At 63.8% G+C, this 26,495-nt stretch carries 25 protein-coding genes; 17 read left to right on the top strand and 8 right to left on the bottom strand.

Going from position 1 to position 26,495, the window contains the following annotated elements:
- Positions 1-124 precede the first annotated feature (124 nt).
- The 14 genes from KP003_RS00690 to KP003_RS00625 all read left to right on the top strand — a co-directional run bounded on the left by KP003_RS00690 (position 125) and on the right by KP003_RS00625 (position 16,736).
- Positions 125-1,240, top strand: coding sequence for a hydrogenase small subunit (locus KP003_RS00690; protein ID WP_216790189.1), 1,116 nt, complete (start codon positions 125-127; stop codon positions 1,238-1,240).
- 1 nt (position 1,241) lies between these two features.
- Positions 1,242-2,939, top strand: a complete 1,698-nt coding sequence (locus tag KP003_RS00685) for a nickel-dependent hydrogenase large subunit (protein ID WP_216790188.1) — start codon at positions 1,242-1,244, stop codon at positions 2,937-2,939.
- Positions 2,940-2,951: 12 nt separating this feature from the next.
- Positions 2,952-3,617 (top strand): Ni/Fe-hydrogenase, b-type cytochrome subunit, encoded by a 666-nt coding sequence (gene cybH / locus KP003_RS00680; protein WP_216496811.1) that lies wholly within the window; start codon positions 2,952-2,954, stop codon positions 3,615-3,617.
- Between the two features lie 246 nt (positions 3,618-3,863).
- Complete coding sequence (locus KP003_RS00675; protein ID WP_216497187.1) at positions 3,864-4,334, top strand: HyaD/HybD family hydrogenase maturation endopeptidase; 471 nt, start codon at positions 3,864-3,866, stop codon at positions 4,332-4,334.
- A gap of 4 nt (positions 4,335-4,338) precedes the next feature.
- Positions 4,339-4,773 carry a c-type cytochrome gene (locus KP003_RS00670; RefSeq protein WP_216790186.1) on the top strand — a complete coding sequence of 145 codons (435 nt, stop codon included), beginning with the start codon at positions 4,339-4,341 and terminating at the stop codon, positions 4,771-4,773.
- Between the two features lie 123 nt (positions 4,774-4,896).
- On the top strand, positions 4,897-6,222 hold the full coding sequence (locus tag KP003_RS00665; protein ID WP_216790184.1) for a hypothetical protein: 1,326 nt from the start codon (positions 4,897-4,899) through the stop codon (positions 6,220-6,222).
- 3 nt (positions 6,223-6,225) lie between these two features.
- Positions 6,226-7,359: a glutathionylspermidine synthase family protein gene (locus tag KP003_RS00660; RefSeq protein WP_216496814.1), complete on the top strand. Its 1,134-nt coding sequence runs from the start codon at positions 6,226-6,228 to the stop codon at positions 7,357-7,359.
- Between the two features lies 1 nt (position 7,360).
- Positions 7,361-7,777: a DUF350 domain-containing protein gene (locus KP003_RS00655; protein ID WP_216496815.1), complete on the top strand. Its 417-nt coding sequence runs from the start codon at positions 7,361-7,363 to the stop codon at positions 7,775-7,777.
- A gap of 327 nt (positions 7,778-8,104) precedes the next feature.
- Entirely contained in the window at positions 8,105-8,845 is a 741-nt protein-coding gene (gene modA / locus KP003_RS00650) for a molybdate ABC transporter substrate-binding protein (protein ID WP_216496816.1), read from the top strand.
- A gap of 200 nt (positions 8,846-9,045) precedes the next feature.
- Entirely contained in the window at positions 9,046-10,956 is a 1,911-nt protein-coding gene (locus tag KP003_RS00645) for a PAS domain-containing hybrid sensor histidine kinase/response regulator (RefSeq protein ID WP_236026657.1), read from the top strand.
- Between the two features lie 29 nt (positions 10,957-10,985).
- A complete protein-coding gene (locus KP003_RS00640) occupies positions 10,986-11,585 on the top strand; it encodes a response regulator (protein ID WP_216496818.1) in 600 nt (199 codons plus the stop codon).
- Positions 11,586-11,749: 164 nt separating this feature from the next.
- Positions 11,750-13,807 (top strand): PocR ligand-binding domain-containing protein, encoded by a 2,058-nt coding sequence (locus KP003_RS00635; protein WP_216790182.1) that lies wholly within the window; start codon positions 11,750-11,752, stop codon positions 13,805-13,807.
- 100 nt (positions 13,808-13,907) lie between these two features.
- On the top strand, positions 13,908-14,333 hold the full coding sequence (locus KP003_RS00630; RefSeq protein ID WP_216496820.1) for a MarR family winged helix-turn-helix transcriptional regulator: 426 nt from the start codon (positions 13,908-13,910) through the stop codon (positions 14,331-14,333).
- A gap of 231 nt (positions 14,334-14,564) precedes the next feature.
- A complete protein-coding gene (locus KP003_RS00625; protein WP_216790180.1) occupies positions 14,565-16,736 on the top strand; it encodes an alpha-amylase family protein in 2,172 nt (723 codons plus the stop codon).
- 9 nt (positions 16,737-16,745) lie between these two features.
- On the opposite strand, the gene KP003_RS00620 is transcribed toward KP003_RS00625, so the two are convergent.
- From KP003_RS00620 to KP003_RS00605, 4 genes are all read right to left on the bottom strand, one after another.
- A complete protein-coding gene (locus KP003_RS00620) occupies positions 16,746-17,456 on the bottom strand; it encodes a cytidylate kinase-like family protein (RefSeq protein ID WP_216790178.1) in 711 nt (236 codons plus the stop codon).
- Positions 17,457-17,482: 26 nt separating this feature from the next.
- On the bottom strand, positions 17,483-18,202 hold the full coding sequence (locus tag KP003_RS00615) for a PilZ domain-containing protein (protein WP_216790176.1): 720 nt from the start codon (positions 18,200-18,202) through the stop codon (positions 17,483-17,485).
- Positions 18,203-18,221: 19 nt separating this feature from the next.
- Positions 18,222-18,614, bottom strand: coding sequence for a response regulator (locus tag KP003_RS00610; RefSeq protein WP_216790175.1), 393 nt, complete (start codon positions 18,612-18,614; stop codon positions 18,222-18,224).
- A 120-nt stretch (positions 18,615-18,734) separates the two neighbouring features.
- Positions 18,735-19,670 (bottom strand): NmrA family NAD(P)-binding protein, encoded by a 936-nt coding sequence (locus KP003_RS00605; protein WP_216790173.1) that lies wholly within the window; start codon positions 19,668-19,670, stop codon positions 18,735-18,737.
- Positions 19,671-19,899: 229 nt separating this feature from the next.
- Here KP003_RS00605 and KP003_RS00600 point away from each other — a divergent pair, with 229 nt between their 5' ends.
- A complete protein-coding gene (locus tag KP003_RS00600) occupies positions 19,900-20,196 on the top strand; it encodes an MTH1187 family thiamine-binding protein (RefSeq protein ID WP_216496826.1) in 297 nt (98 codons plus the stop codon).
- Positions 20,197-20,260: 64 nt separating this feature from the next.
- On the opposite strand, the gene KP003_RS00595 is transcribed toward KP003_RS00600, so the two are convergent.
- From KP003_RS00595 to KP003_RS00585, 3 genes are all read right to left on the bottom strand, one after another.
- On the bottom strand, positions 20,261-20,653 hold the full coding sequence (locus tag KP003_RS00595) for an FKBP-type peptidyl-prolyl cis-trans isomerase (RefSeq protein WP_216496827.1): 393 nt from the start codon (positions 20,651-20,653) through the stop codon (positions 20,261-20,263).
- Between the two features lie 84 nt (positions 20,654-20,737).
- Complete coding sequence (locus tag KP003_RS00590; protein WP_216790172.1) at positions 20,738-21,640, bottom strand: ROK family protein; 903 nt, start codon at positions 21,638-21,640, stop codon at positions 20,738-20,740.
- A 130-nt stretch (positions 21,641-21,770) separates the two neighbouring features.
- Positions 21,771-22,490: a Smr/MutS family protein gene (locus KP003_RS00585; protein WP_216790170.1), complete on the bottom strand. Its 720-nt coding sequence runs from the start codon at positions 22,488-22,490 to the stop codon at positions 21,771-21,773.
- A gap of 232 nt (positions 22,491-22,722) precedes the next feature.
- Here KP003_RS00585 and KP003_RS00580 point away from each other — a divergent pair, with 232 nt between their 5' ends.
- Both KP003_RS00580 and KP003_RS00575 read left to right on the top strand, forming a co-directional pair.
- Positions 22,723-24,639 carry a GspE/PulE family protein gene (locus KP003_RS00580; protein WP_216790168.1) on the top strand — a complete coding sequence of 639 codons (1,917 nt, stop codon included), beginning with the start codon at positions 22,723-22,725 and terminating at the stop codon, positions 24,637-24,639.
- Between the two features lies 1 nt (position 24,640).
- On the top strand, positions 24,641-25,492 hold the full coding sequence (locus KP003_RS00575; RefSeq protein ID WP_217300222.1) for an HDOD domain-containing protein: 852 nt from the start codon (positions 24,641-24,643) through the stop codon (positions 25,490-25,492).
- On the opposite strand, the gene KP003_RS00570 is transcribed toward KP003_RS00575, so the two are convergent.
- Positions 25,476-26,465 (bottom strand): PilZ-like domain-containing protein, encoded by a 990-nt coding sequence (locus KP003_RS00570; RefSeq protein WP_216496830.1) that lies wholly within the window; start codon positions 26,463-26,465, stop codon positions 25,476-25,478. The genes KP003_RS00575 and KP003_RS00570 overlap by 17 nt on opposite strands.
- Positions 26,466-26,495: the final 30 nt, after the last annotated feature.

The raw sequence follows: 26,495 nt of genomic DNA, 5'->3' as shown, positions 1-26,495 counted from the left end.
TCTCACCCGTTTCACTTTCCCCTATTGCAATAAAACAACTTTCTACTAAAATCATAATTCAGCCAGTTCAGGTTCGCGCTCCAAAGAGCCCTATCGTTTCTCTGTGAGCAAAGGGGAGGCCGGGATGAGCAAGACGAGAACAGAAGCAAGGGATGACAGTGAACTTTCCATCGGCCAGATACTGAAGGAACGGGGCGTCTCCCGACGCGACTTCCTCAAGTTCTGCTCCACCGTCACGGCGGCCCTGGCGCTACCCCCCTCCTTCGCCCCGTCCGTGGCCCGGGCCCTGGACGAGGTCAAGCGACCGCCGTTAGTCTGGCTGGAATTCCAGGGGTGTACCGGCGACAGCGAGGCGCTCCTGCGCTCTGCGAACCCGACCGTCGCCGAGATCATCCTCGACATCCTCTCGGTCGACTACCACGAGACCATCATGGCCTCCGCCGGGCACCAGGCCGAGGCGGCGCTGGACAAGACCATCACCGACTACAAGGGGAAGTACTTCGCCGTCATCGAGGGCTCCATCCCGATGAAGGACGGCGGCGTCTACGGCTGCGTGGGGGGCAAGTCGCACCTGGAGCGCGCCCGCCAGGTCTGCGGCGGCGCCGCGGCCACCATCGCCATCGGCACCTGCGCCTCGTACGGCGGCATTCCAGCGGCGGCCCCCAACCCGACCGGCGCGGTGGGGGTCAAGGAGGCGGTCCCGGGCGCCACGGTGATCAACCTCCCCGGCTGCCCCTGCAACGCCGACAACCTGACCGCCACCATCGTGCACTACCTGGTCTTCAACAAGATCCCCGCCCTCGACGGACACGGCCGGCCGCTCTTCGCTTACGGCAAGCGCATCCACGACAACTGCGAACGACGCCCGCACTTCGACGCCGGGCAGTACGTGGAGCACTGGGGGGACGAGGGGCACCGCAAGGGGTACTGCCTCTACAAGATGGGGTGCAAGGGACCCGCCACCTTCCACAACTGCCCCACCCAGCGCTACAACGAGAAGACCGCCTGGCCCATCGGCTCGGGACACCCCTGCGTCGGCTGCGCCGAGCCCCAATTCTGGGACGTCATGTCCCCCATGTACCGCCGCCTTCCCAACGTGCCTGGCTTCGGCATCGAGCACACCGCCGACGCCATCGGCCTCGGGCTCGCCGCGGGCGCTGCGGGCGCCTTCGTGGTGCACGGCGCGCTTTCCGCCATGAGAAAGGACAAGGAACCGGGCGAGGACGCCAAGGAGGACTAAGATGAGCAAGATCGTTGTCGACCCGATCACCAGGATCGAAGGGCACCTGCGCGTCGAGGCGGAAGTCTCCGGCGGCAGGATCAGCAACGCCTGGGTCTCCGGCACCATGTTCCGCGGCATCGAGAAGATCCTGAAGGATCGCGACCCGCGCGACGCCTGGTACTGGACCCAGCGCTTCTGCGGGGTCTGCACCACGGTGCACTCGATCGCCTCCATCCGAGCCGTCGAGGACGCGCTGAAGATCCCGGTGCCCCCCAACGCGCAGCTGATCCGCAACATCATCATCGCCATCCAGAACACCCAGGACCACGTGATCCACTTCTACCACCTGCACGCCCTGGACTGGGTGGACATCACCTCGGGGCTCAAGGCCGACCCGGTGAAGACCGCGCAGCTGGCCGCCTCCATCTCGGACTGGCCCAACAACTCCCCCACCTACTTCAAGTCCGTGCAGGACAAGGTGAAGGCCTTCGTCGGCTCCGGGCGCCTCGGCCCCTTCGCCAACGCCTACTGGGGGCATCCCGCCTACAAGCTCCCGCCGGAGGCGAACCTCATGGCCACCGCCCACTACCTGGAGGCCCTGGAGTGGCAAAAGGACATCATCAAGATCCACGCGATTCTCGGGAGCAAGAACCCGCACCCGCAGACCTTCCTGGTGGGGGGGATGTCGATCCCCATCGACCCGGACTCCCAGAACGCCTTGAACGCCGACAAGCTGATCGAGATCAAGCGCCTGCTGCACAAGGCCCAGGAATTCGTGGAGAAGGTCTACATCCCGGACCTGTTGGCGGTAGCCTCCTTCTACAAGGATTGGGCGGCGATCGGCGCCGGGGTCGGCAACTACATGTGCTATCCGGAGTTCCCGGACGCGGCGGGCAACACCTGGCTCCCCGGAGGGGCCATCCTGAACCGGGACATCTCGAAGGTGGTGCCGCTGGACCAGAAGAAGATCACCGAGCACGTGGAGCACTCCTGGTACCAGGATGCGGGGGGGGACGGCAAGGGGCTGCACCCCTGGGAGGGGTCGACCGAGCCGAACTACACCGGTCCGAAGCCCCCCTACCAGTACCTCGACACGGACAAGAAGTACTCCTGGGTCAAGGCGCCGCGCTACGAGGAGAAACCGATGGAGGTCGGGCCGCTCTCCCGCGTGCTGGTCGCCTACGTCTCCGGTCACAAGGAGACCAAGGCTGCGGTGGACATGGTGCTGAAGAAACTGGGGGTCGGCCCGGAAGCGCTCTTTTCCACCCTGGGGCGGACCGGCGCCCGCGGCATCGACTGCCTGGTGATCGCGCAGCAGGCCCCGAAGTGGCTGGACGAGCTGATCGGCAACATCGCCAAGGGTGACCTGAGGATCCACTCCAACGAGAAGTGGGACCCGGCGACCTGGCCGGCGGAGGCGCACGGCTACGGCTGGCACGAGGCGCCCCGCGGGGGGCTGGGGCACTGGATCAAGATCAAGGACCAGAAGATACTCAACTACCAGGCGGTGGTCCCCTCCACCTGGAACGCGTCGCCGCGCGACGCCAAGGGGCAGGCGGGTCCCTACGAGGCGGCCCTCCTCGGCACCCCGGTCGCGGACCCGGAAAAGCCGCTGGAGATCCTGCGCACCATCCACTCCTTCGACCCCTGCCTGGCCTGCGCAGTGCACGTCCTCGACGCCACCGGCAGGGAGATGGTCAGGGTGAAAGCATCCTAGGGGAGGTGGGCCATGTCGGATCGTTGCAAGTTCAAGCAGTACGTCTGGGAACTGCCGCTGCGCTGGTTTCACTGGATCAACGTGCTCGCCATCGTGCTCCTGTCGGGAACCGGCTTCCTAATCGGGCACCCGGTCACGCTCGGGAGCACCCCCAGCGACTACGCCATGGGGTGGATCCGCCTGATTCACTTCGTCGCGGCCTACGCCTTCACCGTGAGCGTCGCCTCGCGCGTGGTCTGGTCTTTCATCGGCAACGAGCACGCCAGCTGGCGCGCCTTCTTCCCCATGTTCAGCGCCAAGGGGAGGGAAAAGCTGCGGCACATGATACGCTACTACACGCTGCAAACGCACCAGGTGCCGGAAACGGTGGGGCACAACCCGCTGGCGACCACGGCCTATTTCGCGCTCTTTCTGGTCTACCTGGGCATGATCCTCACCGGCTTCGCCATGTACGCCACCCATGCACCCGGGGGGGTGATGTTCAGGTCGCTTGGTTTCATGTACTCCCACTTCTCCCTGCAGGGGATGCGCCTTGCCCACCATTTCGGGATGTGGCTCATTTTCGGCTTCGTCATCAACCACATCTACAGCGCTTGGCTGATGGACATCAAGGAGCACGGCGGCGAAATCTCCAGCATGTTCAGCGGTTACAAGTTCACCGTAAAAAAAGGAGAATAACCTCCTGGATTCCCTCTCCAAAAACCCGACGCCAAAATCCCCTCACCCTAGCCCTCTCCCAGAGGGAGAGGGGATTGTAAGAGCCGGGGGGGGCGGAAGATCGCACAAGCCTCTCCCCGGAGGGAGAGGGAATTGTAAGAGTCGGGAGGCGGAGATCATACCTAATAAAAGGAGAACGAACACGTGGCGGCTAACTCCGTGAAGAACGCACCGAAGGTCCTGGTGCTTGGCGTAGGAAACGTGGTGATGGGCGACGACGGCGTCGGCATCCGGGTGGTGCAGCAGCTGCAGCGGGAGTACCGCTTCCCCAAGGGCGTCGAGATCGTCGACGGCGGGACCCTTGGGCTCGACCTCCTCCCGGTGCTGGAGGGGAGGAGCCACCTGATCATGGTCGACGCCGTGGAAACGGGAAAGGAGCCGGGGACCTGCGTGCGGCTCTCCGGGGAGGAACTCCCGATCGCCCTGGAGACCAAGATCTCGCCGCACCAGATGGGGCTCAAGGACCTCCTTTCGGTGGCGCGGCTCATGGGGCAGGCCCCGGGCAAGATGGTGCTGATCGGCGTGCAGCCGGGAAACATCGAGATGGGGACCGAGCTTACCCACGAGGTATCGCTGCAGGTGGAGAGCATGAAGGGGGCGGTGCTGAAGGAGCTTACCGCCTACGGCGTCCAGTGCCGTCCGGTCTCCCGCGCGGTCAACGACGAGTACAGGGACTAGCACCGTGACGGTAAGGCCTGCAGCTCCTGCACCGCGCGGTTGCGATCACCACCGTTTCCTGCTCATCCCCGCGGAGGGGGGAGGCAGGGAGGGGGGCTCGATCCTCGGGCCTCCCGCGCTTGCTCTTTTCGCCATGCTCGCGCTGCTCTCCGGCTGCACCGACTCCCCGCCCGCGGGGCCTCCCCCCGCGGTCAGCGCACGCGGCGAACAGCTCTTCAAGGAGCGCTGCGCCCCCTGCCACCCCGACGGCGGCAACGTCATCAATCCCAGGAAGACCCTGCACGGCGGCGTGCTGGCCGACAACGGCATCACCACGTCCGCCGGCATCATAGCCAGGATGCGCAACCCCGGCCCCGGGATGGCCCGCTTCGACCAAGGCACCATCCCGGACGCCGACGCCCGCCTCATCGCCGAATACATCCTCGCCACCTACCGCTGACCGCAGTCCGCGCGACAGGGCCGCCCCACCGGCCATCGGATTAGAGCCCCCTCGTTTTTGCTTATTTACTTTATGCGAACTGTGGCATATATTCCGTCCGCCATTACTTCAGCGGGGAGTGCCATGGGCCTTTTCGAAAAGATCGAGTTCGAGCAGATGGACGGCCAGCAGGACCAGCCGGAGCGCTCCCTGCGCGGCTGGCAGGAGGGGGAGACCCTCACCATCAGGTACCGGCTCTGGCCCAAGCTCACCACGCTCATCACGCCGTTCATCCTGTTCCCCTTCTTCCAGCTCTTCCTCGAGGAGGGCTTCTTCGTCTTCCAGATCATCTGCGTCATCGCCCTGGTGGCCTGCCTGGAGATCGGCTCGGACTGCCTGCTCACCCAGGAGGTCATGCTCACCCCGGACCGGATCTACAAGAAGGGGATCCTGGGCATCCAGGAGATACCCGTCTACGACCTGAAGCTGCACGTGAACAAGCAGCAGGACCTGAAACTCTGCCACGGTTCGGAAAAGAACCCGCGCGAGTCGATCAAGGTGTACCGGTACCTGATCAGCGAGGATGATTTTGCCGACACTTTGGGCTACCTGCAGGACGTCCACCATGTCAGCTTCACCGGCCGGACCTCCGGCGCCACCGAATCCCGCTGCAGCAAGATCGCCCTGGACCAGTTCATGAAGGCCGCGGGGAGCTACCGTCTCATGGCCGGTTTTTTCCTGCTGTTCGCCCTCATCGCCATATTCACCGTCGGGCTCTCCAACGTCTTCATGGGGATGGCCCTTTCCCTCCCCGCCTACCCGATCCGGGTCTCCGGCATCGCCCTCGCCGTCTCCGGCTTCTTCCTGATCAGGCACTGGAGCGCCCCCTCCCGCCGCAGCGGCGAGGCAGGGGTGGCACCGGTCATGGACCGGCTGGAGCGCGCGGATCTGAACGCCTTCTACTGCGCCACGGTTGCCGTGGTCGTCGCGGCTTTGGGCCTGACGCTCTTCGTCCTGTTCGGCAACGCCCTCGACCTGTACCTCTTCATGATCGTGGCATGGTTCTACTTCCGGGACGGCTACCCGCGCCTTTCCACCTGGGAGCGGCTCTCGGCCGGAAAGACCGCTCCGGAGAGCGCCGCCGTCCCGGCGCAGCTACTGCCGCGGCGCTCCCTGCAGATCTCCCTGGTGCTCATGGGGGCACTGGCCGTCGTGAGCTATGGCGAGGAGAACCACTACCTCTACGCCAACAAGAAGGACTGCCAGGACGACTGGGGCGACGCGGCCTGCCGTGAACTCCCCGGTGACGCCAATGCTTCGGGCGGCGGCAGCTATGGAGGCGGGGCGCACTACTACGGGCCGCGCTACGGCAGCGGTACCGGCAGGGCCACCCGCGCCATGGGGGTGACCAGCGTGAGCCGCGGGGGCTTCGGCTCGCTGGGCGGCTTCCACGCCGGCTTCGGGGGGTAGCCGGTGCAAAGGATCGCGGTGACGCCGCGCGACAATTGGCAGGAACGGGTGGAGTCGGTGGGCATGCTCTACCACACCATCGACGGCGCGCCGTACTGGGACGAGTCCGCCTGCTACCGGTTCACGCGCGCCGAGATCGACACGATCGACGTCGCCACCGCCGAGCTGCACTCGCTCTGCCTGCAGGCCGTGGAGGAGGTGATCCGGCGCGACCTCTTCGCAAAGCTCCGTATCCCGAAGGAGTTCGCCGCGAAGGTGATCGACTCCTGGGAGAACGACGAGCCCACCCTCTACGGCCGCTTCGACCTGGTCTGGGACGGCAACGGCGCACCCAAGATGTACGAGTACAACGCGGACACCCCCACCTCGCTCCTGGAGGCGAGCGTGGTGCAGTGGTTCTGGCTTCGGGAGACCCGCCCCGACCACGACCAGTTCAATTCCATCCACGAAAAGCTGATCCGCTTCTGGCAGCGCTGGCCCGGCCTGGAACGGACGCCGGTCCACTTCGCCTGCGCCGGCGACGCGATCGAGGACCTGGGCAACCTGGAATACCTGCGCGACACCGCACTGCAGGGGGGAGCGCGCACGCGCAGGCTCTTCATCGAGGAGATCGGCTGGGACAGCGCCAGGATGGACTTCGTCGACCTGGACGAGGCGCCCATCAGGGTCCTGTTCAAGCTCTACCCGTGGGAGTGGATGATCCGCGAGGAGTTCGGCCGCCACCTCACCCGGGCGAGGATCCGTCTGCTGGAGCCCGCCTGGAAGATGGTGCTCAGCAACAAGGGGATTCTCCCCATCCTGTGGGATCTGTTCGAAGGGCACCCGAACCTTTTGCAGGCAAGCTTCGAGGAGCGCCCCATGCAGGGGGAGTTTGTCCGTAAGCCGCTCTTCTCCCGGGAAGGCAGCAACATCGAGATCCACCGGGAAGGGGGCGTGCTCAGCACCCCCGGCAGCTACGGCGGCGACGGCTGCATCCTGCAGCGCTACCAGCCGCTCCCCTGTTTCGGCGGCAACTACCCGGTGATCGGCTCCTGGGTGATCGACGGCGACCCCGCCGGGATCGGCATCCGCGAGGACGCAACGGAGATCACCACCAACGGCAGCAGGTTCCTGCCGCACTACTTCGTGGAGGGGTGAGATGAATTCGGTAACGGTGGTGGAGTCCCTGGGGGGAGTGAACGGCTACTTCCTGAATTTGCTGGCTGCAGCACTGCTGGTGGCCCTTTTCTGCGTGATCTACGTGCGCATCACCCCCTACCCGGAGTTCAAACTGATAGCCGAGGGCAAGGTGGCGCCTGCCGTCAGCTTCGCAGGCGCGCTGCTTGGATTCGTCATATCCCTCGCCAGCGCCATCTCCCACAGCGTCTCGTTTCTGGACATGCTGGTCTGGGCCGCCGTTGCCCTCCTGGTCCAGCTGCTGGTGTTCCTCGTACTGCGCCTGCTCTTCGCCGACTTGAGCCGCGCCATCGCCGGCAACGTGCTGGCCCCGGCCATCCTGCTCGGAGCACTCTCCCTGGCCGCCGGCATCCTGAGCGCCGCCTGCATGACCTACTAGAACCGCCCCCGCGGCAACGAGACCGGGGGGAACGTCGCACCGGCGCCCCCACGCCTTCTCTCCTGCCTTCTCTCCTGCCTTCTCTCCTGCCTTCTCCTTCTCCCGTCGCCCCCTCCGCTCCCGCTCCCTGCCGGATCACTTGGCAACTGCCCCTTTTTCCGGCAGCCCCACCTCGCCGACCACCCTGTTCTTCCTTCCAAACACCCTTCATCATTGAGGATGAGGCTGCACCGGCAACGATGGCACACGTTATGTAACCGGGGCAACGACGGCCAACACCGCGGACATTCCCGCACCCGTCCCATTTCGACAACAAAGGAGCACGCCATGAGAAAACTGTTGATCCAGGTAGCCTCGTCCCTCTTCGTCCTGTTGCTGCTCTCCGCTCCTGCCCTGGCTGGAGAGGTCGCTGTTTCTGCCGCCGCCAGTCTCAAGGAGGCGGTGAACGAGCTCGCCGAGCGCTTCGCGAAAGCGCACCCCGGCGTCAGGATCGTGCCGAACTACGGGGCTTCCGGCACCCTCGCGAAGCAGATCGAGAGCGGCGCCCCGGCCGACATCTTCATCGCGGCCAACGAGGAGTGGATGACCTACCTGAAGCAAAGGAGACTGGTTTCCGCCAGCGACACACTTGCCTGCAACACCCTCGTCTTCGCCGGCAGCACCGAGAAAAAGGTAACCGGCATGCACGACCTCGCCGCGCTGGGGAGGATCGCCATGGGAAGCCCCAAGAGCGTCCCCGCCGGCGAGTACGCAACCGAGGCCATCAGCAAAGCCGGCCTGACGCAGCAACTGAGCGGGAAGCTGGTGTTCGCCAAGGACGTCAGGGAAAGCATGATGTACGCCGAGCGAGGCGAAGTCGAAGGGGCCTTCGTCTACCGCACCGACGCCCTGCTGGGAAGGCGTGCCCGGATCCTCTTCACCGTGCCGCAGCAGCTCTATCCGCGCATCAGCTACCCCATGGCGCTCACGACGTCTGCTGCGGGAAAGAGCGAGGCGGCCGCTTTTATCCGGTACCTCAAAGGGCCCGAGGCTGTGTCTGTCTTGAGAAAGTACGGGTTCAGTTTTTAACCATAAATTAATTGAAGAATTGAAATAGCGCACTGGCATCACCGAGACGTTGGTCACTATAAACCTCTTTTTTTGCGCTACAATATATGAATTAGGGGGCTGGCAAGAAATCTATTTGAGAGCGACAAATTATCTGATAATAATGCCCATCGACTCAAGCAAGAGATCTAGACCCGAGCATGGATGCGCAGAGGTTCAAGATGCCAACTAAAGACAATATTCCTTCCAACACACACCCGTCCTCGGGCGGCAACGCGGCCGGTTCCGACGGTCGCCGTCCCGTCCTGGAGCAGATGCTGGCAGACCACTACCTCAAAATCCTGGCGCAGGCACCGGTGCTGATATGGCGCGCCAACACAAAGGCGGAGTGCGACTGGTTCAACAACACCTGGCTCTCGTTCACCGGCCGGACCATGGAACAGGAATACGGCAGCGGGTGGGCCGAGGGGGTGCACCAGGAGGACCTGAAGCGTTGCGTCGACATCTGGCTGGGGGCCTTCGAGAAGCGGGAGAGCTTCGAGATGGAATACCGTCTGCGCCGTCATGACGGGGAGTTCCGCTGGATCCTGGACATCGGCCGCCCCATCGACGCGGTGGACGGCTGCTTCGCCGGCTACATCGGCTACTGTTTCGACATCACCGATCGCAAAAAGGCCGAGATGGACCTGGTGCTGGCCCGGGAGAGCGCCGAGGCGGCAAACCGGGCCAAGAGCGACTTCCTGGCCAACATGAGCCACGAGATCCGCACCCCGATGAACAGCATCATGGGGATGTCCCAGCTGCTCGCCTTCACCGACCTCACCGCGGAGCAGAAGGAGTACGTGGACGGCATCCTCTCCTCCTCCGAAGGGCTGCTCGCCATCATCAACGACATCCTCGACCTTTCCAAGGTGGAAGCAGGCAAGATCGACCTGGAGCTGCACGGCTTCAGCATCAGGCGCAGCATCTACGAGGTCATCAAGGCCCAGATGAGCTCCGTCATGGAGAAGGGTCTTTTCCTCAGGCCGGAAATAGCCGAGGACGTGCCCGAAACCCTGGTGGGGGACCAGCTGAGGCTGAAGCAGGTGCTCTTGAACATCGTGGGCAACGCCATCAAGTTCACCAGGGAGGGAGGGATCACCATCTCCGTCTCCGTACAGGAATATCGCGAACAGGTCGCCGTCCTCGGGATCAGCGTTACCGACACCGGCATCGGCATCACAAACGAGGCCATCGAGCGCATCTTCTCCCCTTTCGGCCAGGAGGACAGCTCCACCACGCGGAAGTACGGCGGCACCGGGCTTGGGCTTTCCATCAGCAGCAAGCTCGTCGAGCTCATGGGGGGACGGATCTGGGCCGAGAGCCGCAAGGACGCGGGGAGCAGCTTCCACATGGTGATCCCGTTTCGGCGCTCCGACGAGCGGCAGGACCCGCGCACGCCGGCCAGGAGCGACATCAGGCGGCTATGGGAGGGGGAGAAGCTGCACATCCTGCTGGCCGACGACCAGGAAACCAACCGCAACATCATGTCCCGGCTGCTGGAACGCTTCGGGCACGAGCTCGACACCGCGGTCAACGGGGAAGATGTGCTGCGGAAATGGCGTGAGAAACGGTTCGATGTCATCCTCATGGACGTGGAGATGCCGACCATGGACGGCAACGAGGCGATGCGCCGCATCAGGGAAATGGAGCAGACCTCCGGTGGTCGGACTGCCATCATCGCCCTCACGGCCCACGCCCTCAAGAACCAGCAGGAGCAGTTCCTGAACCTCGGGTACGACGGCTACGTCCCCAAGCCGGTTGAAATTGCGTCTTTGCTGCAGGAGTTGAAGCGCTGCCTGCAGTTGTCTCCCGTGCACCACGAAGCCCCGCCCGGCGCCGCCGCGCCCCAAGCGGCAGGGAGTGTTGACATCACAAAACTTGCCGACATACTTACTTCCGTGATCCCGCTGTTAAAGCAGAGAAACATGGGAGTGTTGGACAAGGTGAACGACCTCGCCTCTGCAGTTCCCGAATTTCCCCTGCTGTCTCAGCTGAACCAGCAAATCAGACAGTTCGACTGCACCGGAGCCCTGCAGACAGTGCAAAGGCTGTGCGAGGAGTTGGACATCCAGATTGACCAGCGTCTGTAAGCAGACTTCCTGGTCGCATCGAGGGCCCGGTGGGTAAAAAAACCGTTCTTGTCGTAGATGACACCATCGACAATCTCATCATCCTCTACAAGGTGCTTCGATCCGAGTACGAAGTCATCGGCGCCAACAGCGGCGCCGAGGCGCTGCGACTGGTCCAATCCACCCCTCCCGACCTGATCCTTTTGGACATCATGATGCCGGAAATGGACGGCTACGAGGTGTGCCGCCTGCTCAAACAGGACCCGCTGCTGCGGGACATTCCGGTCATGTTCATCACAGCGCTCAACGAGGAGGTCGATGAGACGCGCGGGTTCGAGGCGGGTGCGGTCGATTTCATCAACAAACCGATCAAGCCGGCCATCCTCGCCCGCCGGGTGGCGGTGCACCTCGAGCTGCGGTCCCAGAAAGAGGCACTGCAGCGCCGGAACCAGGAATTGCAGGCTGCCCTCTCCAGGGTCAAGGAACTTTCCGGACTCCTCCCCATCTGCATGACATGCAAGAAGATCCGCGACGACCAGGGCTACTGGAACCAGTTGGAGTCGTACATCTCGGAACACTCCGAGGTTCTCTTCAGCCACAGTTACTGCCCCGAGTGTGCCGAGGTCGCCATGACGGACTTTCTCAAGTAAAGGGCTTACTCTTCTCGGACGACATCTTTACGAAGTTTCCCTTTGTCCACTTCCTTTTCCCTCATTGACACTTTTCCCGGATACTCTATTAAGTAATAAAGGCTAACGCCGTGACGGCTCTTACATAGCGGACTTGAATGACATTGCGGATAACGCGAGACCAGATGAAATACTCCATCGCCGAGCTTCTCGACATCCCCAAGCTGCAAGCGATCCTCGACAGTCTCTACGAGGTGTCCGGGATCCCGTCCGCCATCATCGACCTGGAGGGGAAGATCCTGACCGGCTCCGGATGGCAGGACATCTGTACAAGGTACCACCGCGTTAACCCCACCACCGAGCGGTTCTGCATCGAAAGCGACCGGAAAATCACCAGCGGCCTGCAGGACCAGCAGCGCCACGTCCAGATCACCTGCCCCCTGGGGCTCACCGACACAGCCACCCCGCTCATCATCGAGGGGGATCATCTCGCCAACATCTTCACCGGTCAGCTCTTCCTGAAACCTCCCGATCGCGGCCGCTTCCGCCTTCAGGCCGAGCGGTACGGCTTCGAGGAAGCCTCGTACCTGCTTGCCATGGATCGCGTCCCGGTCATCAGCCAGGAGAGGCTGGACCAGAACCTTTTCTTCATCGCCAACCTGACCGAACTCCTCGCGATGCAGGGGCTGACCCAACTGAGGAGTCTCGAGGTCCAGGAGTGCCTGCGCGAGAGCGAGGAGCGCGTGCAGCAGATCATCGCCAGCGCGCAGGAAGGGATCATCGTCTACGACCGCGGGCTGCGCTTCCAGGTCTGGAACCGTTACATGGAAGAGTTGTCCGGCTTTAGCGCGGAGCAGGTCATCGGCAGGCTTCCCGAAGAGGTCTTTCCGATGCTGGAGCGGGCGGGGGTGGTCCAGAGGCTGCGGCGGGTCCTCTCCGGCGACGGCGTCGAATCCGACGAGGTGGAATTGAAGTTCCCCGATTCGGGCCGTACGGTTTGGCATTCGGACACACTGGCCCCCCTCAGAAACGCCGCAGGCGAAATCGTCGGCGTCATCGCCACCGTGCGTGACATAACCGAACGCAAACAGACCGAGGAACAGCTGCGGCAGGCACTGAAAATGGAATCGGTGGGGAGGCTGGCGGGAGGGGTGGCCCACGACTTCAACAACATGCTCACCGTGATCATGGGACAGGCACAACTGGCACAGATGAAGATCACCCCGGGGCATGAGCTGTGGCAGCCGCTGGAGCAGATCGCCACCGCGGCGCAGCGCTCCAGCCAGATCACCCGCCAGTTGCTCGCCTTCTCCCGCAAGGAGATCATCGACCCGCGGCCGATCGACCTGAACCAGCTCGTCGCCGTGACGCAGAAGACGCTACTGAGGCTCATCGAGGAGAGCATCATACTGAACTTCCGCCCGGGGGCCGACCTTTGGAGCGTCAAGATGGATCCGTCCCAGGTCGACCAGATCCTGGTGAACCTCGCCGTCAACGCCCGCGACGCCATGCCCGACGGGGGCGTCCTCTCCATCCACACGGACAACGTGCACCTGAGCCAGAAAAGCTGCCAGTACCTGCGCGACTCGGTCCCTGGCGATTACGTGCAGCTGGTCGTGAGCGACACGGGGGTAGGGATGGGAGAAGAGGTGCTGGAGCACGTCTTCGAACCGTTCTACACGACCAAGGGGATGGGCAAGGGGACCGGGCTGGGGCTCGCCACCGTGTACGGCATCGTCCGGCAAAACGGCGGCTTCATCAACGTCTATTCGGAGGCGGGGCACGGCACCTCCTTCAAGATCTACCTCCCCCGCAGCAGCGGCGCCGCCCCGGCGGAAGCCCCGAAGAGGTGCACCGATGTCCGGATCGGCACAGGAACCGTGCTGCTCGTCGAGGACAACGACATGGTGCGCACGGTTACCCGGTCCTACCTGGAGGAGCTGGGATATCACGTCATAGTTGCCGACACCCCCCAGGCGGGGATCGACATCTGCACCGGGAGGGAGAACAGGATCGACCTGGTGCTGACCGACGTCATCATGCCCGGGATGAGCGGCAACGACATGGTCCAAGAGATCAAGGCGTCCTTTCCCGAGGTGAAGGTGCTGTTCATGTCCGGCTACACGGCCGACCTCGTGGCAAGGAGCGGCGTGGTCGAAGAGGGGATGCACTTCATCCAGAAACCGTTCGACATCAGCACCCTTTCCGTCAAGATCGAGGACACCTTCCTCTCCGACGACTGACCCTGCTTCGCCTGAGGCTTTCCCAACCGGCAGGGCGCAGTTTGAACCGGCCGGTTTTTTTTCTTGACTTTAGTTTGCCGTCAAACTAAGTTCCCGTCTCATGGAAACCAGGAACATCGCCGCCATCATCAGCGACACCCGCGCCGGGATCAACCGGTACCTGCTCCAGGAGCTCAAGCGCCTGGGGATCGAGGGACTCGCCCCTTCGCACGGAGCCATCCTGTACCACCTCTTCAACAACGAGCAGGTCACCATGAAGGACCTGGCCAAGGCGGTGCGCAGGGACAAGTCGACGGTGACCGCCCTGGTGGGGAAGCTGGTCGCCAACGGCTACGTGGACAAGGTGAGCAGCACCCTGGACCAAAGGACCGTGTACGTCAGGCTGTCGCAGCGGGGACAGGCGCTGCAGCCCGTCTTCGAGGAGGTGTCGCGCAACCTGATCGACCAGATGTGGCGCGGCGTCGACGAGGCGGAGCAACGGGAGCTGGTCCGCCTGTTGAAGAAGATCCGCGCCAACCTTCCCTGAAGCCAGCCTCCCCCCCCGCCCGCTCCCGTAAGCGGGCCATCAGCACCTCCCGACGGAGAAGGGCGAATGATTATTCGCCCCTACAAGATGTCCGCTCCCCTCCTTTGACGGGAGGGTAATCCATCGTCCGCCCCACCTGTTGCCAACCGGCCAAACTCCGCTACTGTTCTAACTTGTTTGCCCAAAAGACAACTCTGCCGGTGGCGCGGCCGCCGGCTAGGGAGGTGCGCGATGGCATACAGTCCCTGGATCGGCAACCTCAAGGTGAACGGGCGCTGGGGGAACTACGGCACGGTAAAGCTCCTGCTGGACGAGACGATGAGCGGCGCGAACCCGGGCCGGCTCCAGGTAACGGTGGAGATCGCGGCCCAGGATATTCCACCGGAAGGGTTCGAGGTGGAGCTCTTCAGCAACCTGAACCGCCGCGACTTCGTCAAGACCCACGAGCCGCTCGCGGACTCCGGAGGCCCCACGTCGTACTGGATGCCCTACCGGATGTCGTACCAGGGGAGATCCTTCGACAACCTGGTCTTCACCCTGGAACTGCCGGTCGTGAAGTGCGGCGCCTACCGTATCACCGCCCGCTACCGCGGCGCGGGCTCCGACACCTGGTGGTGGCACAACGATTTCGCCCCCTGGCCGGGGCAACAGTTGCAGCGCGACTGCGCCGTGGTCGTCTCTCCCCAGAAGGCCGCCCAAGCCCGCCTTTACGAGGCCAACGCCCTCACCGTCGAGGCGCTGGCCGGCGGCTCGTACGAGAACCGCAGCACCCTGGACGACTTCCTCTCCACCCACGACTTCGACGGCTTCAACCCCTTCCAGCTCACCTACATCACCAAGGACCTCGGCTTCAACACGCTCTGGCTCATGCCGGTCTTCCCCAACACGCAGTGGCGCTGGGACCGCCAGAAGTGGGATTGGGCGTCCAACGACAGCCCGGGGAGCCCCTACTCGTCGCGGGACTACTGGAGCATCAACCGGTGGCTCGCCGACAACGCCGCGCCGGCCCGTGCCCTCGAGCTGTTCCAGATCCTGTTCCGGGAGGCAAGCGACGTCGACCTGGACGTCTTCATAGACCTGGCCTTCAACCACGCCGGCCGCGACGTCATCTACGGGGAAGGGGGCGTCGACCTCGGCTTTTGCACCATGCAGCAGGAGGAAGAGTGGATCCGCCAGCACCGCCCTTCCTGGTGCACCCGCGGCACGGCCTTCGTCGACGGGCACAGCGTCCCCTACTATCGCGAGGCTGCCCGCTCCGACTTCGAGTGCGCGGTCTGGGCACCTGCCGATCGCCTCAACGAGCACATCTGGGACGACGCCAACGTGGACTGGTTCTTCGGGGACTACTCCGCCCTGGGTCCCAAACCAGGCCGCGCCACCGACTACTGGGGCAACCCGGTGACGCACTGGGACCCGAAGGGGAACGCCGAGGACGAGCGGGACATCCTCTACAGCGACCTCGCCTCGGACAACGAGACGGAAAGGCTCTGGCAGTACTTCGGCTACATCCTCCCCTACTGGATCGAGAAGACGGGCGGGAAGCTGGCCGGGATCCGCGCAGACTTCGCCCAGGGCCTTCCCAACCACCTCTGGGAGTACATCGTGAACCGCACCAGGAAAGCGCGCTGGGACTTCATCTTCCTGGCCGAGGTGCTCGACCCGGACGTGATCCAGTACCGGCTGAACCGCGTCTTCGACGTCCTGACCACCAAGGACCACCACCTGTACCGGATGAACGCGGTGCGGATGACCGACCTCTTCCACTCGCTGGAGGCGGAAAGCGCCCTTTTCGGCGGGGAGGCGCTGGTGATGCACAACGGCTCCAGCCACGACGAGGTCGGCAACGACGACAAGTGGGCCATGATGGCGCGCTACGCCGTGACCGCCTCCAGCTACGGTCTCCCCATGGTCTTCATGGGGCAGCCGCTGGGACTGCCGGACAAGCTCCCCTTTAGGGACAGCTGGGCGAACATGTACAAGGCATGGACCGAAGATATCCCGGATCGGGAGGCCGTGGGTAGGATGTACCTGAAGATCAACCAGGCGCGCGAGGCGGCGCCGGAACTGCGGGAGCCGAACCGCTACTTCCTGAGCCTGGTCGAAGGCGGGTTCCATGAGGAGATCTATTCGGTGGCGCGCTGGCGCGGGGAGGATGGAGAACGGGACGCGGTGACGCTGGTCTTCGTCAACCTGGATATCTCTCACGGCAACGCGGGCACCTTCCAGTTGCCGGGGAACATCAGGCTTTCCGGGCAATACCAGGCGAGGAACCTGGTGGCGGACGACCCGAACCGTCGGCTATGGCCGGCGGCGCGCAGCGCCCAGGAGATCCATGAAAACGGCATATACGTCGTCTTCACCCTCCCCAACGAGGTGCAGTACCTGAAGCTGGAGCCGGTCTGATCATCTGGTTCAGGCCGCCCTTCCCAGCACGAAGTCGGCGATGGTGTGGGCGATCCGGTCGGAGGAGCAGCGGTCGTTGTTGAAGAGCATGTCGTAGAGGGCGGGATCACGGCCGTCCTGGCTCAGGAAGTCCTTGGTGAAGCGGTCGCGCACCTTTTGCTGCCGGTGCATGAGCTTCTCGGCCTCTTCCTCCTCGATGTTGAGGCGGCGGGCCAGCGTCGCGATCTTGAACGGCTCGGAGCCGAAGATCCTGAAGTGGTAGGAATGCTCCAGGTGCCTGGCCACGATGGCGCCGCCAAGTTCCAGGATCAGGACGTTTCCCTGCTCGGCGAGCGCCACCACGTGCTGGGAGAGGGGGAGGAAGTAGTCGTAGTTGCTTTTCCAGCGCGAGGAGAAGGTGGCCAGGATCTCGGAAAGGAGCCGGTTGTTTTCGCCCAGCGTCTGCAGGATCTCCTGGGACAGGTTGTGGCGCTTGGCGACCTCCTCGACGATGGCCCGGTCGATCATGACCCATTCCTCGCCGGTCCTCTGCATGAGGATGTCGCGCAAAAGTTCGGCGGTCGGGTAACCGGTACAGCCGTACTCACGGGAGATGGTGATGCAGGGGCGGGCTTTGGGCTTGGCGTGCCTGGACGCCGCCTTCTCCTTCTGCCTGCGGTTGTACTCCTCCAGGCTCCCGATCCTCAGGTCCACCGACGGTATGAACAGGTTGTCTGGCATGCTTTCTCCTTCGGGGCGGCTTCACGCTAGCCGCTCATCTCCTTGAGCTCCCGGATCAGGTCGACTTGGCGCTGGAAGATGAACCTGGAGAGCACTCCCTCGGCCTGGCTGTCCGAGCTGATGGAAAACCGGCAGAGTTCGCCCGCGTCACATCCTGCCACGTCCACCACGGTCGCCGGCACTTCCAGCGGGGCCACCGTGTTGTGCAGCAGGTTCGGCATCATCACCTTGAGCAGCACCTCATCACCCTTCCCCAGTTGGGTCGGCTGGGGAGTCAGCGCCGAGAAGCCCCCCAGCGACACATCCAGCGCCCGCGCGGCCACCTTGCGCCCCGAGACGGTTATCTCCGCCTCGCAGGGGGGATCGAGCTCGAGCCGCAGCGAGGCGCGCTGCTCCACCATCAGGTCCACGTAGCTGAAGTTGTGCAGTGACGCGGTCATGCGCCGCACGTCCGCGTCCTTGACGTCGGCCAGCAAGGTGTGACTGAAGGCGCCGCACTTGATGCAGGTCCGCCCGGAGAGCCCCAGGGCCACCGCCTGCTGCGGGTGCACGTCCAACTCCAGGACCTGCCCGCTCACTTCCACCAGGGTGGCCGGGTAGCTGATCGGCAGCCCCTTGTAGTAGTTCACCAGTTTCACCCTGGTCCCCGAGCCGCTCTTGATGATCTCCTTGAAGTTGGCGAGTATCTCCGCGGAGTCCTGCTCGAGGGAGGCTTGCACCGTGGGGCGGTAGAAATTAGGTTCCATGGTCGATCCCTTCCCGGCTTCAGAGCAGGCCGTGACGCTGCAGCATGGCCATCAGGTCGGCGCGGGAAACGGGCTTCACCAGGTAGTCGGAACAGTCGCCGTCCCACATCGCCTCTTCCATGTTGGCTGGGGAGTTCAGGGCCGTGGTCATGATGATCACGCTCTTTGGTCCGCCCCCCCCCTCTGCCTTTTCCGCCTGGCGCATCAGCTTGAGGGCCTGCTGCCCGTCCATCTCCGGCATGACGATGTCGAGCAGTACCAGGTCGAAGGGGTGCCCCTGCCGCAGGGCCGAGGTGAAGCGATCCACCCCTTCCCGGCCGTTGCCGGCGGTCTCGATCTCCGCCACCCCCTGCAAAAACATGATGAGCCCCTCGCGCAGGAACTCGTTGTCCTCAATGATCAAGCACTTCATGCCCCTCCCTTGCCGCCTCCGTCGCCCGATGCCGGTGCAGCTTCGACTCGTAATCACCGCTGGTTCTGACAACCTTATCGGCGCTTGTTAATTAACCTTGAAGGGGAACACGCCGTTTTTTCATGTGAGTTTTCCCTCCCCCTCCCCGGCTGCCTCCTCGAGTGCCCGGCGCACCGCCTCCTCGAACCCGGTAAGGGGGATGGGAAGGATCTTCCTGATCTCCTGGTCGTGGCAGATGACCTCGTTTCCCAGCCCCTCGATGAGCGGCATGGAAATGGACGGCTTCACCGGCGTGATGAGCCAGACCCAGTAAGAGGAGAGCTTCGGGGTCAGGAAGGGAACGGGGATGATCTTGATGAACTTCTTTTCCACCTCCGCGAAGCGCTCCATCATGTCTCGGTAGGAGAGTAGTTCCGGACCGCCGATGTCGTAGGTGCGCCCGGCCGTGCGCGCGTCCTTCAGGCACCCCACCAGGTAGGCGATCACGTCCTGAACCGCGATGAACTGGCACCTGGTCGAGACCCAGCGCGGCGTGATCATGACCGGAAGCCTCTCCACGAGGTAACGGATCATCTCGAAGGAGGCCCCCCCCGCGCCGATGATGACGGCGGCCCTCAGGTAGGTGGTCTTGAAAGCGCCGCTCTGCAGGATCCTGGCCACCTCCAGGCGGCTCGCCAGGTGCTCGGAGAGCTGGTCCCCCTCCTCCCCCAGCCCCCCCAGGTAGATGACACGCTTCACCCCCTGCATCTCCGCCGCCGCCACGAAGTTCTCCGCCGCCTGGCGGTCGCGCTGCTCGAATCCCGCGCGCTCGCCGGCCATGGCGTGCACCAGGTAGTACGCAGTCTCGATCCCCCGCAGCGGTGCGAGCAGCGAGTTGCGCTGCAAGAGGTCCCCCTGCGCCACCTCCACCTGCGGCGGGAAGGCGACGTCCGACCGGCGCACCAGGCACCGGACCGGGATCCCCTCCGCCGCCAGGGCGTCCACCAGCCTCCTCCCGATAAAACCGGTGGCTCCGGTGACAAGTACCTTGGCCTTTACTTCCTCATTTCCACTCACAGTTTCTCCGCTGTTACAGTGCCATGATGCCTGCGAATTGATTCAGTTTATGTCCTGGACACTTAAAGTCAACACCGGCCGGCACTGTGTAGCGGCGTGTGCGTTGAGCCAGACATCGGTTCGAGTTGAGTTTGCAGCTTTAAAACCGGCTCACCATCCATTATCATTGGTACTCGGATCCGGCTCAGCCGCGGGTCCTCAATGAACTGTCACTCAAGGAGAGAACGTGATGAAAGTTATGGTTGATCTGTGCATAGTGCCGCTGGGTGTCGGCGTCTCCCTTTCCAGCTACATCGCTGCATGCGAAAAGGTGCTGAACGAGGCCGGTCTGAAGATCGCGCTGCATTCCTACGGAACCAACATCGAAGGGGAGTGGGACGAAGTGTTCGCCGCCATCAAGCGCTGTCACGAGACCGTTCACGCCATGGGCGCCCCGCGCATCACCACCACGGTGAAGCTCGGCACCCGCACCGACCGGGAACAGACCATGGAGGACAAGATCAGGAGCGTGAAGGAGAAGATGTAAATAAAGAAAAAGGAAAAGGCCCTGCGAAGGGCCTTTCTCGTGGCGGTGACGGTGGCTTGGCCGGTCACGCGGCCTCAACCGACAGCATTTCGATCTCGAAGAAGACGTCCTGGTCCGCGGGGAGCGGTTCGCGGTAGTCGCGCCTCCCCATGGAAAGGGAGACGTCCCCCCCGGCCCCGGGGCCGAAGTCGTAGGCGACTCCGGGGGCCCGGTTCGTCGAGAAGGCGAAGTGGGACCCAAGCGGAAAGGGGAAGAGGTCGGCCTCGCCGGCAGGCACGCGTATCACGCGATGGTCTCCCCGGGCCATGCCCATAAGCCCCTGCTCCAGGGCGGGAGGAACGCGCCCCGCTCCGACGACGAACTCGAGGGTGTTGTGCTCGCCCACGAGGTAGACCCTGCCGTCATCGAGCCTGCACTTGTACCTGATGTTGATCCTTTTGCCGGGTTCGGTTTCCATGCGGCACCGCCTTTTGGGGGGGAATGGGCCTGAAACCAAACTATAGTAGCAAAGACATTAATTATTTCAAATGCAGCCTGGTGCTCAGATTCCGATCCAGGCTGCCCCGAAGACACCGGCGGAATCCCCCAGCCTGTGCTTGAGGATCGGCGTGCGCAGGTCGTCGTGAAAGGCGTAGTGCCGCACCCGCTCGACGCCGGCATGGTACAACTCCTCGATGTTGGAAAGACCTCCCCCAAGGACCACCGCATCGGGGTCGAGGACGGAGATGAGGCCGCCCAGGCTGCGGCCGAAATCGTCGAGGAAGGCGTCGAACGCGAGGAGGGCGCGCGCATCGCCGCGGCGGGCACCGGCCACGATCTCCTCCATGGTGAGACTCACGCCGTTGCGCGCGAGGTACGCCGCCTCGACGCCGGACCCGCTGATCTTGGTCTCGATGCAGCCGCGGTTGCCGCAGTAGCAGGGCGCCCCGGCGGGATCGACGGAGACATGACCCCACTCGCCGCAGATCCGGTGCGGTCCCTCGCGGACCACGCCATCCAGGCAGATCCCGCCCCCGCAGCCGGTCCCCATGATGACCCCGAACACCACCTGGTGCCCGACGCCCGCACCCATGCGGCACTCGGCCAGGGTGAAGCAGTCCGCATCGTTGCGCACCCCCACCCTTCGCCCCAAAAGCCTCTCCAGGTCCGCCTGGAAGGGGCGGCCGATGAGGCAGACCGAGTTGGCGTTGCGCACCAGTCCCGTGACCGCATCCACCGAACCCGGAATGCCCACGCCGACGCGATAGTTCGCCCCCTCCGGCAGCCGTGCCGCGAGGTCGCGCACCAGTCGCACCACCGACTCCAGGATGGCCTGGTACCCCTCGGCCAGGGGGGTGAAGCGGCGCTCCCGCACCAGGACCGCGTCGCGGGGGTCGAGGAGCACCCCTTCCGTCTTGGTCCCCCCGAGGTCGATGCCGATGCGAAACATGTCAGCTGCCGTCATTTGTGCTCCCGAAACAGACCAGCCCCCGCAAGCGGAGGCTGCCCGGATCTTCGAAACGCAGGTGTGAGCTCTCATCCGGAGGCTGCAAGAGACCTAAGCGTTGGGGGTGCCCGGTCCAGCCCCCGGCCCCCTAGCTTTTAGCTACTTCCTCTTCCGGCTCCACCTTTTTCTCCTTGAAGAACACCACGAAGGCACCGCTCCCACCCATGTCGCTGGGGGCCTGCACGAACTCGGCGACCATCCCCTTGCCGTGCTCCCTGAGCCAGTTGGCGACGGCAACCTTCACCACCGGCTCGCCCGGGGAATTGTTCCCCTTTCCGGTGATCACCAGCACCCCCTTCTGCCCTCGGTTGTAGGCGGCTTTCACGAAGCGGTCCAGGTTTTCCAGCGCCTCGTCCCTGGTCAGTCCGTGCAGGTCAAGCTGCAGGTCGATCCTGATGCCGCCACGGCGGACCTGGCGCAGCCGGTTTACCGCCGCAGGTCGCGGGGCCAGCTCATCGTCCTGGATCTGGTCGGAAAAACGGACGTCGAGCCGTAGGGCCTCCAGGGCTTTGAGGAAAACCTCGTGGTCCTCCTCGTCGCGCCGGGCCTTCACCGTCTGCTGGGCTTTCACCTGCGCCGGAGCGGGGCTCCCCGACAGGCGCCTTACCCCTGCCACGGCTTCGAAGAACAGCAGCTCGTCCGACAGCTCCTGCACCGCCTTCGCCGGCTTCTCCTCCTTCTTTTTCGGGGGAGCCGAGGCAACCGGTGCGCCGTGCAGCTCGAGGGAAGCACCCTTGAGCGCCTTGAACGGTGAGGCGCTGAACTCTTTCTGCTTTGTTTTTTGTTTCTCTTTGTCCTTGTTTTTCATGGGGCGGGCCCTTTCTTTCGCTTCTGCTCTGCCTGCGGCCCGATCCTGCGGAGTGACAGATGCGCGCTAGCACAAGCTGCTGTTTTTACATACATTAAAGGTGGAAGGCGTGCGATTTCGACAGAGGAGATAAATTAGCCTGCTCCAATCGGCATGGTATACTACCAAGGTTTTGGGGCGTATGTCAACGAAGAGTGTCGCGACCGAGCGGCACTCACGCGGGGGAAGGTGCATGGAAAGCTACGGCAACTACCCGAACCAAGCGGTCCGCAAAGACGGGATGGACGACTCCGGCCTGGAAATAGCATCCCTGCTGGTGAAATCCGGGTACCTGGCGGAGAACCAGCTTGCCTACGCCCAGCGGGTGAAGACCAAGCTGGTGACGCCGAGGACGCTGATCGCGGTGCTGCTCGAACTCGGTTTTTTCAGCCGTGAGCAGTTGCGCGAGACCCTGCGCAGCAACATCGTTTCGGTGAAGCTGGGCGCCCTGCTGGTGGAGCTTGGCCACCTGAAACCGGCCGAGTTGCAAGCGGCGCTCGGCATCCAGCGCGACGGTGACAACTGCAAGATGCTCGGCGAGATCCTGGTGGAGCAGCGCTTCATCGAGGAGTACACGCTGGCCGAGGTGCTGGCATTCCAGTTGGGCTACCCGTTCATCGATCTGCAGGCCTCCGACATCGACCGATCGCTTTTGGCCAAGGTCCCGCAACACTGGCTCGCGCAGCACAACTTCGTCCCGGTCCGGGAGGAGAACGGGCAGATACTGGTGGCGATAGCGGACCCTTTGAACCTGGAGGGAAGACGGACCGCCGAAAAGCTTTTCGGCCAGGGGAACACCATCTTCACCATCTGCACCATGAAGGCGATCCGCGAGGCCTTCACCCTCCTGAAGCGGGGGATGATCCAGGGTGACGGCACCGCGACCGACGAGCACACCGTCACCGGCATCGTCAACACCATCTTCGAAGAGGCGCTCAAGGAGGGGGCCAGCGACATCCACATCGAGCCGATGCGCAGCGTGCTCCGGGTACGCTTCCGCCGGGACGGGATGCTGGTGCTCTACAAGGACCTCGCCAAGGAGCTGGCGCTGCCGGTGAGCAGCAGGATCAAGGTGATGGCCGAGGCCGACATCGCCGAGCGAAGGAGGCACCAGGACGGCAGGATCTGCTACGAAAGCCCCAAAACCGGCGCCACCCTCGACATGAGGGTCTCCTTCTACATCACCATCCACGGCGAAAAGATCGTGCTGCGCCTTTTGAGCATGAAGGGTGAGCTTTTGGACCTCAAGGAGATCGGGATGCCCGGGCGCATGCTGGAGCGCTTCATCGACGACGCCCTCGACACCCCAAGCGGCGTCCTCATCGTCACCGGCCCCACCGGCAGCGGCAAGACCTCGACCCTGTACAGCTGCGTGCAGCACCTGAACGAGCTCTCGACCAGCATCGTCACCGCCGAGGAACCGGTCGAGTACGTGATCGAGGGGATCGCCCAGTGTTCGATCAACCAGAAGATCGGCGTGACCTTCGAGGAGACGCTGCGCCACATCGTGCGCCAGGACCCCGACATCATCGTCCTCGGCGAGATCAGGGACAGCTTCTCCGCCGAGACGGCGATCCAGGCCGCACTCACCGGGCACAAGGTGCTCACCACCTTCCACACCGAGGACAGCGTCGGGGGGCTGCTGCGCCTCATGAACATGGACATCGAGGCGTTCCTGATCGCCTCGACCGTGGTCTGCGTCCTGGCCCAGCGCCTGTTGCGCCGGGTCTGCCCGGAATGCGCCGAAACCTACCTCCCCAACCCGACCGAGTTGAGGAGGATAGGCTACAGCAACATCGATCTCAGGGGCGCCGAGTTCAAGGCAGGGCGGGGCTGCAGCAAGTGCCGCTACAGCGGCTACCGCGGCCGGGTCGGGGTCTTCGAGATGCTGGTCCTGAACGAGCTGGTGAAAGACGCCATCCTGAGCAAGAAGACTTCCTACGAGATCAGGAAGATCTCGACCGAGACCACCGGCATGGTGACCCTTTTGGAATCGGGGCTGTGCAAGGCGGCACGGGGCGAGGTATCGCTGCACGACACGGTCCGGCTCCTGCCCAGGATCGGCAAGCCGCGCCCGATCGCGGAGATCAGGCGCCTTCTGGGGGAATGACATGCAGAGCAAGCCCTTCGTCGAGGTCGTCAAGGAGCAGCTGGAATCGGAAACCCTGAACCTCCCGGTGTTCCACCCGGTCGCGGTCAAGCTGCAGGGGATCCTCTCCGGCAAGGATTTCACCATCGACCAGGTGGTGGCGCTGATCATCAAGGACCAGGCGCTCACCAGCCAGATCCTCAGGCTCGCCAACTCCGCCTTCTTCAGCGGCCTCGCCAAGGTCACCACCATCACCGACGCGGTGGTGCGGCTGGGCGCACGCGAGATCGCCAGCGTGGCCATGCTCGCCTCGCAGCAAAACAGCGACAACAGCTTCACGCACCCGGAGCTTAAGAGCCTCTCCCAGGTCCTTTGGAAGCACGCCATCGGCTGCGCCATCGGCACCCGCTGGCTGTGCGAGAAAAGCGGCTACAAGCAGCTCGCTCAGGAAGGTTTCATCGCCGGGCTCCTGCACGACATAGGGAGCCTTTTGATACTCAAGGTACTGGAGGGGATTCTCAACTCGGACGGGGAGCGCAAGGGGGTGTCGCGCGAACTCACCTCGGAGATCATCGCGGCCATGCACACCGAATCGGGGTACCAGCTGATGCAGAAATGGAACCTGCCGGAGATCTACTGCACCATCGTGCGCGACCATCACACCGAACTCGCCGACACCGGCAACGTGCTGTTGAGCCTGGTGCGGCTGGTGGATCACGCCTGCCGGAAGCTGGGGCTTGGAGGGGCGCCGGAGCCGAACCTGATGCTGGCGGCGACCTTCGAGGCGCAAAGCATGGGGATCAAGGAGATCATGCTCGCGGAGCTGGAGATCATGATCGAGGACGCCATGGAGATGGTCACCGCTGCCGCTTGAGGAACTCCACGAATCCCTCGTCGAAAATCCGCTGCACCTCCCATTTTTCGCCCCGGTCCTTGGCCATGCGGATGGCCCGCACCTGGCACCCTATGAAGGCGACCAGGAGGATGAAGGCCAGGGCGATCTGCAGGCGCCAGGCGAAGGGGGACAGACCCGGCTCCGGGGACGGCAGCACCCTCGGGGTTTGCTGGGAAAGTTGCAGCAGTTGCTGCGCCGATATGTAGCCGATCAGGCGGTCACGGTCGGCCTCATCGATCATGCGGTAGCGCACCGCGGTGCTGAAGCGGACCTGGTCGGTCAGGTCCCGCACCTCGACCACCTCCCCCACGATCTCGACCGGGTGCTTGGCGTTCGGGATGTAGATGCTGAGCTCGATCAGCTGCCCCGCGATCAACTTCTCGTTGATGTTGATGCGCAGGCCGCCCCCCGAGATGTTGGCCGCCACCGGCGGGGTTTCCCTGCGTTTTTCCAGCCTGGCCCGAATCTCCTCCCTGCTGTCCTCGAGTTCCTCCGGTTCGCCCGGTTCCGGGGTCTGCGCCGCGAACTCCATCTCCCGGCGCCGTTCCAGCCAGCGCAGCCTCACGTCCGCCTCGATCTGGGACAGGGGAAGCCGGTAGTCCAGGGGGAGATAGACGTCCTGGCGATAGTACTCCCTGGGCTCGAAGGGGTAGACGTCTTCGATCAGCCGCAGCGCCAGGCGGTGCTCCGCGGCGTCGATGCGGACCAGTACCGCGCGGCAGGTGAGCGCCTGTTCCTGGTCGGGTAGCCCCACGTTCAGGGTATGGCCGGTCTCGAGCCTCGCTTCCTCGGGGAGCTGGTCCCGCGAGAGATCGACCAGCAGCAGGTCGTCGTCCAGCGTGGCGACCATCCCCCATTCCGGGAACCAGCCGCCTCCTTCCAGCGGTATCCCCACGCGGACCCTGAGTCCTTCATGGAAGTATCTCGCGTACTGTTCCAGCTCCTCAGCCATGACGCCTCCGTCCCTCAAGCTCCTCTTCGG

The sequence above is a fragment of the Geomonas diazotrophica genome (assembly GCF_019063885.1).
Taxonomy (GTDB): Bacteria; Desulfobacterota; Desulfuromonadia; order Geobacterales; family Geobacteraceae; genus Geomonas; species Geomonas diazotrophica.
Note: the sequence above shows the minus strand (reverse complement) of the source record. Positions and strands in the feature narration are given on the sequence as shown.